Below are 13,965 nucleotides of genomic sequence, written 5' to 3' on the forward strand. Positions count from 1 at the left end.
TAGGTGGTAAGTGATGCCGCGCTCCACGAGCTTCGATCGAGCATTGGATAAGCACCGCTCTCTCTAAACGCGGAAAGAGCAGTGCTTACGCAGGAAATTAAGAACGGAGGCATGGCACTACCCGCCTGACAATTGCATGAGGGAAACGGAGTGGCCGGGGAATCCTACGGCTGCCTCTAAACGAGATGGCGAGGGATCTTTTCGTCCCAATTATCCGAGAAGATACGGCGGTCGTCTTCGTAGGCATCCAACCTGGCGTGTATGTAGAAGTTCTCCGCATCCGAGGTCAGTTCGGTACGTGTGGTGGTGGAAATGTGCCAGTCGTCGCGGCGCAACTCGCGCTCGGTATAGCTTACTCCGCGCAGCGAATTGAAATCGGCATCGCGAAAACTGTACCATTCCTCCGTGTTGCGGCGGACCACCAAATCTATCTCGGGAATTCGGAAGCTCCCCTGGTCGTTTACCACCTCGAGCGTCGATCTGTCCTCGACAAGGTCGCGTACGAGACGCCAGGCATGACGCGGCGGGTTGATCCTTTGGACCTCCGGCGCAGGTGAGCCTTCCGCCTCTCCCAAGTCCCGAATGACACCTTCGCCCCGCCGTGGGCGCTCAGGCAGCCGCAATCTGCTGCTTGCCGTGCGAACCGTCAGCGAGGCCTGCTCCGGCGGTGCCCAGACCAGCGGGAAATAAGCGCTGGACAGGGACAGACGTAGCCGATGGCCTGCCGGAATGCGCTGCGCCAGACCGTTCAGCCGCATCCAGACCTTGTAAAAGCGCCCAGGCTGCAGCGGCTCAGGATGCTCGTCGCTGTCCCTGTGCGTGAGGTTCAGAAGACCATAGGTAATGCGTGTCGCACGACCGTCCGGAAGGACGTCCGACAGGCGAAGGGCTACCTGCGCAACAGGTTTGTCGGATGCGATCTCCAGATCGACCACTGGATTGCCCAGCATCTCCAGATCTTCTTCCAGCGGATCGGTATCGAAAACCAGGGATCCCCCATCCTCTTCACGCTGATCGTAGGGCAGGTCAGGCACTGCGGAATAGGAGCACCACTTGCCCGCAAACTGGCCAACCGAAAGTGGCGAGTTCACAGTCTCCTCCAGGTTCGCACCCGCGGCATCCCCTTCCATCAAGTGCCGGTAGCCGAATGAATATACGCGTTCTTGAATATCCGGCGAAGGCCATGACGGCTCCGCGACCCACCGGCCCGGCCGCTCTTCATAGGACGCGGAAGGCGGCACGCTGTCCTGAAGCCAGACGCGCAGCATCGGATCGTGTTCGACACCGGTGTCCTGGCCCTTCAGCCAATGATCGAACCACCGCAGCACTTCCTGAAGGAACCCGGTCGCCGGGCCGGGAACACCCATATTGGGGTAGCGGTGTCCCCAAGGCCCGATGAGTCCCTGGCGCGGCACCTGCAAATGCTCCATCAGGCGGAAAACGGCATTCGTGTAACCGTCCGCCCAGCCACCTATTGCCAGCACGGGACATTGAATCGCGGAATAATCCTCGCAAACGGAGCCCCTTCGCCAGAAAGCGTCCCGGCGCTGGTGCTCAAGCCATGTCTTCAGCCAGAGGCCACTGCCCTTCAAGCGCTCCATCCACATATCGCGCCAGCGATCGCCTACGAGTTGCGGATCGGGCGGAAGGCTGTTGAAGGCGAACATGACGGTTGCCTCGGAGAGATGGTCTCCGAGAAGGCAGCCGCCCATGTAGTGCATGTTGTCCTCGTACTGATTGTCGGAAGCACAGCAGGAGACGATCGCTTTGAGCGGCGCCGGCCGCCGGGCGGCGATCTGCAGCGAGTTGAAGCCTCCCCAGGATATACCCATCATACCGACATTGCCGTCACACCAGGGCTGGCGGGCAATCCATTCGATCACATCAACTCCGTCCTGAAGCTCCTGCTCGGTGTACTCATCGGTCAGCACACCGTCCGACTCGCCGCTGCCGCGCATGTCGACCCGCACGCACGCATAGCCGTGCCCTGCAAGGTAGGGATGGTTGGCCGCATCCCGCCCGCGCGTCATGTCGCGTTTCCTGTAAGGCAGGTACTCCAGAATTGCCGGCACCGGATGCTCTTCGGCATCCGCGGGCATCCAGAGCTTTGCGCCCAATCGGGCGCTATCGGGCAGCTCGATGAAAACGTGTTCTATCTGGCGGACCTTATGCGGGAACTCGTTTACTTCTCGCACGAGACCTCCTTATGGTTCCAAATGACGGTCATCACTGAACTCGATCGGCAGGCGGCGCACCAATTCCCTATACCGCTCCATCAGTTCGTCGATCGAATCCGCGCCGATCCATGCTTCTCCAAGATTGAAGCAATAGACGGGTTGCCCCGGAATGTCCGACAGGCGCTGGCCCTCCGTCACGCCGATCTCTATCAGGGCATCGCCCAATTGGCCGGAGAGCTCTTTCAGCTCTTCCTCGGTCGGGACTCGCGTCACCTCCGCATCATCGCGCTTGGTGAGCACGAACTTCGCCGCCGTCTCGTTCGGTCCGCGCTCATGTGGCAGATGCGGCTCGTGACCAAGAGCGACACTGACCGCTATCTCGTGGTTGGACATGCCATCCACCAAGCGGAACAGCTCGCAATGCGATTGCGATATGCGGGTGTTCACCTCGATGACCCACAACTTGTCCGCCGCTTCGTCCCAGAGAAATTCGATATTGAAGCACCCATTGTCGAAACCCACCTGCTCAAGGACGCGCCGGCAGACATCGGTGGTTCGTTTTTCCAGAGAAGACGGCAGGTTGGCGGGATAGCGCAGCCCCAAAACCGCTTTGCCATCTTGATCGAGCAGCATGTCGAACATGCCATGAATGCGCATTTGCCCGTCCAGAACGTATCCTTCGGGCGCAAACTGGTCGCCGCTCATGATGGTTTCCGCTATAGCGTGGCCACCGCCGATTCCCGCCACTTCAGCCGGCAGATGGGCGTGTCGAAGGCATTCGTCGAAAGGCCTTCCCAATTCGCCGACATGCTCGCGCATCTCTTCCAACGCACTTTCCAGCTGATTGCGATTCTCGATGTAAAAGCCAAGCATGGAAGAATATCCCACCACCGGTTTCAGCCAGATGGGAAACTCAAGGCGCAGCTTGTCCGCGGCCTCTGGATCGAAGGGGTCAAGCGCCTGGAAATCCGGGGTACACTCCGGCACGCATCGCTGCTGCTCCAGGCGTGACCAGTATTTGTGCTCGCACTTGAGAACGGATTCTAGCGAGGGCGCCGGCAGACCGTATTCGGCGGATAGGACCGGTGCAAGGCAGCTGGATGGGAAATCCCAATGGCAGATAAAAGCATCCGGCTTGCCGCCGAACTCGCCCAGTTGCTGTCGAGCCCGTTCCAGGAGTTCATCGAAGCCCAGACGCTGCCCGACCAGTTCGTCCCAAGTCAGGAGGGAATAAAAATCCAGCTCCCTTGCTTCAGCGATCGTTTCCAGCTCTTTCCGCTGCCATTCCAGCAGCCCCAACGCAAAAATGTTCCTACGCAAATTTCCTCCTTGCGGGGTGAACCCGTGTTGGCGGTTGCAGTTCGACCGCTTTGCCTCCAAAGGAGCCGCGGCCCTCGGCAGATCCGATCGGCTCGGTGCGACCGTGTCGGCGAGCATCAAAGCAGGCGTGGCCATCGCCATCCATAACGAGCCCGGTTCCGAGGCGTTCCCCCTGGAGTGCCCTTCTCTGAAATGGCCATCCAGAAGGTGGCGTCAGCTAAGCAGAAATGGACGACCTGTCGGAGGCTACCTTAGGACTCGTCGATCCCATGCGGGCCTTCTGTATGGCACTATCGGCGGCTATCACCGTTATCATCGCCTCCGCACTCGGTGAGATCAGTCCCTTCACCGCAATCTTCGGCGATGACGTTCCGGTAAAATCCAAAACAATGCGGCATCACGCCGGAAACCAACTTTTCAAGTTCTGAGATGGTTTTTCTCGCGGGATTGCAACTTAAGGTTTTCTTCACGAACGGCGCAGCATCTTTAAACCGAAGAATCGGGTTAGCGGCGGGAGATCGAAAACCATGGCTCTTGGAAAGCGCAGTACGGCTGGCCTGATTGCCCTTGGGGCGGCGGCAGGCCTGGCCTTGTCCATATTCGCATACATCTCGCGCTCTAGCGGGATCAACGGAACCGCAGGCGCATTGCTTGTCATCGCCTCAACTGCTGCAATACTGCTGGCGGCCCTGGCGCTTACTTGTTGGCCGGCAATGCGCGGCTGGCTTCGAGGTACTCTACTCTTCCTGCTTCTGCTTGGCATTCTGGGAACCGGCCTCGCCGCCCATTTCCTGGCGAGCGTCTGGCTGCAGGTGGCGATGGCCGTGTGCCTGATCGGCTGGCTACTCGCCATTATGGGGCGGAAGGAGAGACCCGCCCGCCATGCGTATGCCGCCAAAGGAGGGGCATCATGATGCAAATGAAACGGATCGCCTCTTTCTGTTCCGTCCTGGCGCTCACGACCGCGATTGGATTTGTGCCTGCCACGGCTCAGGAAACGACTTGGGAAACCTTCAATGGTGACCTGAAGGCGCAGAAATATTCGCCGGCCGACCAGATCACGCCAGAGAATGTAGGCCGGCTTGAGAAAGCCTGGGAAGTCCACACGGGAGACATGTCCGACGGCAGCGGCGACGTGCCCATGTCCGTCTGGTCCGCCACGCCGCTCTTTGTGAACGATACGGTTTATGTAGGTACGCCCTTTTACCGTGTCTTCGCCATCGAGCCCGATACTGGCAAGGTGAAATGGACCTATGACAGCAAGGCGATTCTAAAGGCGCTGACCCAGCCCGATATGAAGAACCGCGGCGTTTCCTACTGGGAAGCGTCGAATCCGGTTGATGGCCAACCCTGTCAGAAACGCATCTATATAGGCACGATGGATGCGAAGCTGCATGCCGTCGATGCCGACACTGGTCAGCCTTGCGCCGATTTCGGCCAGGATGGCGTTCTCGACATCAACACCTGGAACACCACCAACAACAAATGGCCGCTTTCCATTCTCCAGCCGCCGACTGTCTACAAGGATAAGCTCTTTATCGGCTGGGCTGGCAGGGATTGGACGGATAGCGCGGCACCGTCCGGCACCATCTTCGCGGTCGACGCCAAGACGGGCAAGCTGGAATGGACCTTCGAGTCCATACCAGCGGAAGTACGCGCGAAAACCGGCACGGCCAATGTTTGGGCCAGCATGTCCATCGATCCCGATCGCGACATTCTCTACATCCCGGTCAGTTCACCGAGCCCCAATTTCTATGGCGGCAACCGGCTTGATTCCATCCCCATGGGTACCTCGGTGACGGCACTCAATACCGAGACGGGCAACGTCATCTGGACCCGCCAGCTGGTGCATCACGATATCTGGGATTACGACACCAATTCTCCGCCTACGCTTGTCGACATTGAAAAGGACGGGCAGAAGATCCCGGCACTCGTGCAGACATCCAAGCAGGGCTTCCTGTACGTTCTCAACCGCTACACGGGCGAGCCGATCTATCCGATCGAGGAAAAGCCGGTACCCGCCTCCGATGTGGAAGGCGAGGTCGCGGCAAAGACCCAGCCCTTTGTGGCGCGGCCTGAGCCGGTGGTGAAAAAAGAATGGCCCGGTGTGTTCTGGCTCGCCGACGCGCTTAGCCTCGGCTACTGCAGCCGCAAGGCCAAGGAACTTCGCTACGACGGCCAGTTCACCCCGCCGAGCCTCAAGGGCTCGCTCATATACCCCCCGACGACGGGTGGTGTGGAATGGGGTGGCGGCGCGGTTGATCCCGAAAGCCAAACCTTCGTCGTCAACCATTCGCACGTGGTACAGATTTACCAGCTCATCCCGCGTGCCGACTACGACAAGGTGACCAGCGGTGGATCCGAAGCGGGCGGCGGTTATTCGCCTATGAGCGGAAGCCCCTATGGGTTTCGCCTGTCCAATTTCCTCAATCCGATGGGCATGCCCTGCTGGAACCCGCCCTATGGTGAGCTCTCCGCCTATGATCTGAAATCCGGTGACCTTCTGTGGCGCAAGCCACTGGGCGCAGTGCAGAAATGGGGCTTTTATATGCCTGATTCCTGGGGTTCCGTGACCATCGGTGCGCCGGCGATCACCAAGGGTGGCGTGATCTTCATAGGCGCATCGATGGACTCCAAGGTCCGCGCCGTTGATCAGAAAACCGGAGATGTGCTGTGGACGGCGCAGGTGGATGCACCAGCCGTCTCGATGCCTGCGATCTACACCTACAAAGGCAAGCAATATGTAGTCTTCGCCGTCGGCGGGAACTCCATTCTGACGCCGCGCGTGGGCGATCAGGTGGTTGCTTTCAGCCTGCCGGATTCGAACTGAAGGGCATCTGCCGCCTGCAGACATGAAAGCGGCGCACGACTTCAGGCTGTGCGCTGCCTTCGCATCGAGGTTCTGTCGCAAGCTTTCCGGTAAGCAACCGAGGCATGACACGCTCTTTAGCCTGAGGAACTCGTCGCGTTCAAAGCAGTGATCTCGCGGTATGTCCTCAATCCAGATCCATCCCTTGCCGAGCAGTTCCGAAATCCTCGCACCAAAACAGCAGACGTGATCCGCCGTTGCGCGTCCGACATCAAAATTCGCGACAGAACTCAGGATGCTCCTTCTGCATGAGCCGGAACTTGCAGGCCGGGCAGAGTTCGAACAGGCGCATGTAGCTCAGGATCTCTCCCGAAGGAGTAACCGAGCTTTTGATCCAGCGGTGATGATCGATCTTGCGGAAGACTTGCTTGTGGCTGCAGCCCTCGCAAGTCCATTGGTTTGCCTCTGGCATCTACGTCCCCCAACGCTTTGCTGCCGCGAAGAAAAGTTCCCCGCCGCGATGGCGCGGCGGCGAGATGCCGTCAGAACTTACCGACGACATTGAGGAAGACACCCTTGTCGTCGAGGGTGAGATCGCGCAGATCGTCGGAGAAGGACCCAAAATTGTAGCCCACACCAACCTTGAAGTTGTTGCCGACATGGCGGTAGAGCGCGGCGAGCGCTCCGTAGTCGGTGGTCTCGGCCTCCGGCATGTGCATGACGCGGCCTTCAAGCAGCAGGTCCCAGCTCTTGACGACGTGCAGGTCGGCGCGAATGACGCCGAGATGGGCGGAGCTTGTCTGCCACTCCTCCTCAAAATCGGATCCCGTGCCGGTGCGGTATCGCACCTCGCCATAGCGGAAGCCGTACTTGCCGCCGACGGAGAGCCATGGAAAGAGGTCGTAGATCAGGTCGGTGGAGACGATGTGGCTGCGCTGGGCGGGGGCAAGGTAATCGCCGGTCGAGCCGCTGATCAGCTGGTCGTTGCCGGGCAGGTCGTAAAGCCAGGTGTATTTGAAAAGCGCGTTCAGACGCTCATTGTCGACCGGCCGGTAGGCAAAGCCGACGGACGCCTCGACATAGTCGGTATCGGCAAAGGAGGTCTCAGAGGATTTCGAATCCGACACCACCGCATCAACATGGGCGAGAAGCCGCCAGTCGGGGCTAGTCTTCCAGCCGAGGCCCGCGGCGAAGAGATAGGTGTTCTGGTCGCGTGTCTCGTTGTCCGAACGCTCGATCCTGACCTCGCCGCGCACGCGCGCATTGATGCCGCGCTCCTCGTCCTTGTAGCCGATACTCAGCGACGGGGCGTAGCGGTCGAAGTCCTCCCGTTGTAGATCGGTGTCCTCGTCCACCGTGTCATCGCGCACACGGCCGATCTCCACCCCGCCATCGACCGTCCACATGGCGTCGGGCGTATAGACGACGCCATAAGTCTGGGTCAGCGTGCGCCGATCGCCGAACATGTCGTAATTGCTCTCATTGTAGGCCGAGAGTAGATCGCCCATGGTGCGGCGCATGCCGACGACGATCGTCCCCTTGTCGGTGCCGAAGAGATCGCGCGTGCTGTCGAGGTGGAAGGAGCGGCTTGGGTCGAGCTTGTAACCGAGGTAGTAATGACTGTCGGTGGTCGGATCGTAGGTGACGCCGGCGAGCGCGCCAATGCCGTGCGTGCCGTAGGACACCTCGCCCTCGAGCCCGATCTTGTCGGTCAGCCGCATCCTGCCGCCAACGCCGGCGCGGTCGTTGCGGTCGATGTCGTCGGAGCGGTCGAGGGTGCCCTGTGCGAAGGCATAGACCAGCCGGTCATCGTCGATCCTGTAGTCGACACGTACGCCCGCATCGACGCGGCTGCCGTCATAGCCGGACTTGCCGGCGTCGATGGCGAGCGGCGACATCAGCTCCGTGTAGGAGACGCCGAAAGAGGCCTTCCAATGCTCGTCGAACTCGTAGGAGACGCTGCCGGTGCCGTCGCGGCGCACCTGGCCGCGGTCGTCCGTTAGCTCGTCATAGGTGAGCCCGAGAGCCGCCTTCTTGCTTAGGTCGAGATCGGCATGCGCCCCCCAGATGCGCTGATCGACGGTCACGTCGTCGAACAGTGTGGAAAAGCCCGCCTCCTTCTCCTCGTAATAGCCGCCGACGCGGCCTTTCAAAGGCCCGCCAAGCTCCTCGAGGTCGGCTTCGCCCTCGACGCGCCAAGCCGTGCCCTCGTCATCGTTAGGGTCGCCGTAATAGCCCGGCTCGTCCCGGCCCCAAGTCAGCCCGCCGTCGTAGGATTGCGACAGGTCGAAGCCGCGACCCTCCGAATGGGCGATCTCGGCCTTGAACCAGGTCTTGTCTGAGCGGCGCAGCATGATGTCGGCGCCATAGGCCTTCTGGTCGGCCATCTCGGTCGAATCGTCCATGCCGGTGACGCCGAGGCGCACATGGTCGTTCACCCAGTGCTGGGCGCGGCCACCATAGACATAGCCGTCGACATCGCTGGCCAAAGGCTCAAACTCGTACTGCACGGTGAGATAAAGCCTGCCGCCGCCGAGCGCTCCGTCGCGCACCGGCCCGCTCGCCCCGGTCATGGAGTTGAGCGGCCGGCGCAGGATGATGACGCCCTGCATGTAGTCGAAGGAATAATCGTCGCCATAGGCAAGCACGCGGCGCTCGAGCACACGCCCGGTCACCGGGTCGCGCGTCTCCACCGTCACCGTCTCCGAGCCCTCGACGATGTCCTGACGCTTCAGGAAGTAGGCCGAGCCGCCGGTGCCAAGGAACTCCTCGCGCTGCGGCAGCGTGTCGGGCTGCGCCGCGTAAGCCGAGATCTCCGTGCGCCGCTCACCGAAAGAGGTGGCCGCTTCCGAGCGGTAGGCGGCCGAGGCGCCGTAAAGAGCGCGTTCGGAGCGCAGGAACTGGGTGCCCGTCACCTGGGTCTTGTAATTGCCCCACATGACATGGCTGTCGCCGCGCTCCAGCCGCACATAGAATTTGCCCTTGGTCGGCGCGTCCTCGACCATGGTCGAATCGTCGCCATAGACGGGATAATAATCGTCTGGGTCGAGCCGGCGCAGGATCTGCCGCGGGTCCTGACTGTCCAGGTTGCGGAAGATCTCGTCCAGATCGTCCTCGCCCGTGTCGGCGGCGGCCGTCAGCAGGTATTTGCCCTTGATCTTGCCCTTCAGATAGAAGGCGAGCCGGCCTTTCGAATAGACATCGTCATACTCGCCGGACCTGACCTCCTCGATATTGTCGTCGCCCATGCGCTTGCCGATGGTGAGATCGGCCAGGGCCACATAGAACCAGTCATTGTCTGGAATGTTGATGTCGCGGATGAAAGAAAGCCCGCCCGACTTCGACACGCCCGTCACCCCCACATCGACCGCATGGTCGCCGGGCGGCAGGATGCGCTGCACGACGAAAGCCCGGTCGGGATCGACCGGAATCTCCTCGCCGAAGGCCATAACCGAGTAGCCGGGCGGCACGCTCTTGCCGTGCACCGTCACCGCCCCTCCCCGAACGGGAATGTTGCGGACCAGGGTGCGGTCCTCGCCCATGCCCGGCACCACCGCTTTTGCCTGCCGCGGGTCAGGCGCGAAGCCGCGATCCGTTCGTGCAATGGTAAGTGGCGCCGTCTCGTCATAGCGCCCCTTGGCGTCATAGACGCGCAGCACATAGGTAAACTCGCTCTCCTCCGCCTCCGGCATGGTCCAGCCCCCTTCGCCATTGATGGCAACCGGAACGACGGCCACGGGATCCCTTCTGTATCTGCTTTCGGTGGCATGGATGCGGATTTCCGCCCGCTCAATGAAGGCGGGGTAGTTGGCGGTGGCAAGGAAGCGCACCTCCTCGCCTGCCTTGTAGGTGCGCTTTACCGGCAACGTCGAAACGTTGAGCAGCGGCTCGGCTTCAAGCCCGTCAAACTTCACCTGGATGTCAACCGTGGCGAGGTCGACATCCGTCTGCCGCTGCCGGTCCACAGGCCGGGAGGCGGGGTCCTTTTCACCTGGCGCCAGGTTCTCGGCGGGCTTAGCCTCCGCCAGCGCGGGATCGCCCCCTTTGGCAAGCTCCGGCTCAGGATTGACAGGATCTACGCTCTTGTCGACCGTCTCCCCGTCGACGCTGATCATGAAGGGGATCGGAGGCTGATCGGCAGCGCTTTCGCCTTCGGTGTTCTCGCCGATCGCGAGGGCATGCACAGAGCTGTCGGCGGGGATCCTGCCCCCCTGCCCCGCCTCCTCGGCGGCGACCGGCGGCAGCGTCGCCAGAACGCCGGCAAGTGCGGTACAGCCGAGGAGAAGAAGCTTGCCCTCGACCGGGCCGCGCGCATTCAGGCGCATCGCTTGGACCAGGATTCTCATTGCCCCGCCTCCACACGCATCTCGATGTTGAGCGGGTAGGCTTCTCCCCGCCGTCGCCATCTTTCCGCGATCCGTTCCCTGAGACGCAGCACCCGCTTCTTGGCGAGCTCGCGGTCGGTCCCGGCATCGATATAGGAGAGCCGCAGCACCGCCTGCTCCTCGGCCAGCACCACGACCAGTTGGTCGACGCCTTCCGCCCATAGCGCGTTGAGCTCGACCTCGCCCGGCACGAAGGCCTCGTCCGTGACGTCGAGCCGCACCACGCGGCCGATCGAGGCGCCGAAGTTCAGCTCCGTCATCTTGCCCGCCGTCAGCCGCACCACGCGCGGATTCTCCGTCGTCAGCCGGTAACCCGTGGGCAGCGTCCGCTCGTCGAGCTTCATGATGAAGTTCGAGCCGATGCGCGCTTCGGGAAGATCGGCGCAGGCGACGTGGAAGCGGCCGTATTCGTCCGTGGTGATCAGCCAGCCCTTGACCGTGACCACCCGCACCCCCGGCAGGCCCGGCTCGCCCTGATCCTGGTAGCCGTTGCGGTTTTGGTCATCGAACACCTTGCCGATGATTTCGCTGCAATCGAACACCGGCTCGACGATGATCTCCACCACCGCACGCGCCTCGTTGCCCGCCCGGTTACCTAACGAATCCTCTGCATGCGCGAGGTTGACGTGATCCCCCGGGCCAGCCGTCGACAAGGCCAGGAGCCTGAGCTCGATCTCGATCTCACCGTCGCCCGGCACAGTCACGTCCTCGAAGCGGATCTGCCGCCCGGCGACGATCGGCATCACCTTGACGCCGTCCACCTGCGCCGAGCCTTCGACGAAGCGGAAGCCCGACGGGATCGTATCGACCAGAGTCAAATCCCGCGCAGGCGTGGCGGCGTTGTTCGCCACCCGGATGGTGAACGGCGCCTGCTCGCCGCGGCGGATGAAGCGTAGATTGGCAACCTTCGTCACCGTGATGTCGCTCACCGCAGCCGGCAGAGCCAGAAGCGCAACCGCCTCTTCCGATTCCACCTCCCGGCTCGACACCATGCCGGAGAACGCCATGCCGACGGCCGTGGCCGTGTTCTCGACCCCGTTCTCGACGCCGGCGCCGTTGTCGATGTCCTCCTGAGTGAGCGAGTAGGTGGCAGTGAACTCCTGCGCGCCTGCGGGATCAAGCGAGACGGGGGATGCACTGGAAGCTGGTTCGAAGTCGGAAAGCGCCCCCGTTCCTTTCACCTTGTTGAAGGTCGGGCCGGGATCCTTCGGCGTCACATCATCGAGCGGCACGTTGCCCGCATTCGTCACCGTGAAGGTGTAGAGGATCGTCTCGCCGGCCTCGGCAACGCCATTGCCGTTCTCGTCCTGGAATCTGCCGCCCTTTTCCAGCGTGATTTCGGGCTCCGGCGCGTCGGTAACGACACACTGGTCCGGCACGTCATCGCAGCTCGGCTCCGGTTTCTCGCCGTCGTAGGCGATGTTACGGATCTCCGTCACGCCTTCGGGAAGGGTATTCGCCACCGTCACCTGGTAGACCACGCTGACCGTGCCATTGGCAGGCACGGGGATGTCGTTCCAGATGAGCGGATCGCTGCCGACCGGCTCCTGGGCAACCCCGTCGATCGTGGCGGAGTTCGCCACATAGGTGGTGTTGTCGTCGATGTTGTCAGCCAGGTTGTAGGCCGTCGCCGCGCCATCGTTGGTGAGCGTCACCGTATAGGTGAGCGTCTCGCCAGGCTCGGCTATGTCAGCGACGGTACCGTTTTCCGCCGAAAGCTCCTTGCTCGGGGTGACCTCGCCGGGAACCGGGACCGTTACGCAGCCCGCCGGCGTCGGTGTTACCGTGCAATCCGGCTCCGGGTCGCCGGTCTTGTAGGCGACGTTGCTGATCTCCGTCACGCCATCGGGGATCGGATCGGCCACCAAAACCTGGTATACAACATCAACCGACTGGCCGGCTGGCACTGTGATGTCGTCCCATGTCAGTGGATCGGTTGCCATATCCGGCTCGTCCGACGTGCCGTCCACCGTCCCAGACCCCGCCACATAGGGGGTGTTGTCATCGATGTTGTCGGTCAGGTCGTAGATGGCGTCTACCGTCCCGCTGTTCGTCAACGTCACCGTATAGGTGAGCGCCTCACCTGGCTCCGCAACGTCCGGCACCTGTCCGCTCTCGGCCGTCAAGTTCTTCACCGGCACCGCACTTCCCGGTGTCGGAGTGATGGCACAGTTCGCCGGCGTCGGGGACAGCGTGCAGTCCACCGTCTCCGGCGGCTCCTTGGCAATGGTGCCGAGTTGCACCACGCCCGCTGGCAGCGGATCGTTCACCGTCACCTCGACCGTCAGCACGGCCGTCGCCGGCGTGCTGGCGTTTGTCGCCGCTGGAAGGTCCAGCGACCACTCGACAATCCCGCCCGCCGGAGTGCCGCCGGAATGCGTGCCGGCGTTGTCGGCCGAAGCGAAGGTTGTGTTGGCGTCGAGCACGTCCTGGATGGGGAAGTCGTCCGCAGGACCGCCTGTGTTCGTCAGCGTGATCTCATAGGTGAGCGTCTCGCCCGGTTCGGCGATGCCGGCCAGCGTGCCGCTCTCGCCCACAAGCTGCTTTTCCTTCGCGACCTGAGGTCTCGTCGGCGTGATGACACAGTTCGCCGGCGTAGGCGTCACCGTGCAGTCCACCGTCTCCGTCGGCTCCTTCGCGATGTTGACGAGTTGCACCACGCCCGCAGGCAGCGGATCGTTCACCGTCACCTCGACCGTCAGCACGGCCGTCGCCGGCGTGCTGGCGTTTGTCGCCGCTGGAAGGTCCAGCGACCACTCGACAATCCCGCCCGCCGGAGTGCCGCCGGAATGCGTGCCGGCGTTGTCGGCCGAAGCGAAGGTTGTGTTGGCGTCGAGCACGTCCTGGATGGGGAAGTCGTCCGCAGGACCGCCTGTGTTCGTCAGCGTGATCTCATAGGTGAGCGTCTCGCCCGGTTCGGCGATGCCGGCCAGCGTGCCGCTCTCGCCCACAAGCTGCTTTTCCTTCGCGACCTGAGGTCTCGTCGGCGTGATGACACAGTTCGCCGGCGTAGGCGTCACCGTGCAGTCCACCGTCTCCGTCGGCTCCTTCGCGATGTTGACGAGTTGCACCACGCCCGCAGGCAGCGGATCGTTCACCGTCACCTCGACCGTCAGCACCAGTTCGCCGGGTGTGCTCGCATCCGCACCACCCGGAACGTCCACTGCCCAGTCGACAATACCGCTCGAATGGGAGCCGGCGTTGTCGGCCGAAGCGAAGGTCGTGTGGGCGTGGAGCACGTCCTGGATGGGGAAGTCGTCCGCAGGACCGCCGG

General features: G+C 62.2%; 7 protein-coding genes. 3 read left to right on the forward strand and 4 right to left on the reverse strand.

Annotated features, from left to right (window positions below; all coding sequences use genetic code 11):
* Positions 1 to 176: 176 nt before the first annotated feature.
* A complete protein-coding gene (locus LY631_RS14300) occupies positions 177 to 2,195 on the reverse strand; it encodes a CocE/NonD family hydrolase (RefSeq protein ID WP_274426151.1) in 2,019 nt (672 codons plus the stop codon).
* 9 nt (positions 2,196 to 2,204) lie between these two features.
* Positions 2,205 to 3,497, reverse strand: coding sequence for an ATP-grasp domain-containing protein (locus tag LY631_RS14305; protein WP_274426152.1), 1,293 nt, complete (start codon positions 3,495 to 3,497; stop codon positions 2,205 to 2,207).
* 227 nt (positions 3,498 to 3,724) lie between these two features.
* On the opposite strand from LY631_RS14305, the gene LY631_RS14310 reads away from it, so the two are divergent.
* The 3 genes from LY631_RS14310 (at position 3,725) to LY631_RS14320 (ending at position 6,327) form a co-directional block, all read left to right on the forward strand.
* On the forward strand, positions 3,725 to 3,925 hold the full coding sequence (locus tag LY631_RS14310) for a hypothetical protein (protein ID WP_274426153.1): 201 nt from the start codon (positions 3,725 to 3,727) through the stop codon (positions 3,923 to 3,925).
* 99 nt (positions 3,926 to 4,024) lie between these two features.
* The gene (locus tag LY631_RS14315; protein ID WP_274426154.1) at positions 4,025 to 4,411 is read left to right on the forward strand and encodes a hypothetical protein; all 387 of its coding nucleotides are present in this window, start codon (positions 4,025 to 4,027) and stop codon (positions 4,409 to 4,411) included.
* Positions 4,408 to 6,327, forward strand: coding sequence for a pyrroloquinoline quinone-dependent dehydrogenase (locus LY631_RS14320; protein WP_274426155.1), 1,920 nt, complete (start codon positions 4,408 to 4,410; stop codon positions 6,325 to 6,327). The genes LY631_RS14315 and LY631_RS14320 overlap by 4 nt, the downstream gene beginning before the upstream one ends.
* A 521-nt stretch (positions 6,328 to 6,848) precedes the next feature.
* On the opposite strand, the gene LY631_RS14325 is transcribed toward LY631_RS14320, so the two are convergent.
* Together LY631_RS14325 and LY631_RS14330 are read right to left on the reverse strand one after the other, a co-directional pair.
* Positions 6,849 to 10,652: a TonB-dependent receptor gene (locus tag LY631_RS14325; protein WP_274426156.1), complete on the reverse strand. Its 3,804-nt coding sequence runs from the start codon at positions 10,650 to 10,652 to the stop codon at positions 6,849 to 6,851.
* Positions 10,649 to 13,965, reverse strand: a 3,317-nt coding sequence (locus LY631_RS14330) for a DUF7507 domain-containing protein (protein ID WP_274426158.1), incomplete at its 5' end; no start/stop codon positions are given. The genes LY631_RS14325 and LY631_RS14330, both read right to left, overlap by 4 nt.

This window comes from Chelativorans sp. YIM 93263 (assembly GCF_028767125.1).
Taxonomy (GTDB): Bacteria; Pseudomonadota; Alphaproteobacteria; order Rhizobiales; family Rhizobiaceae; genus Chelativorans.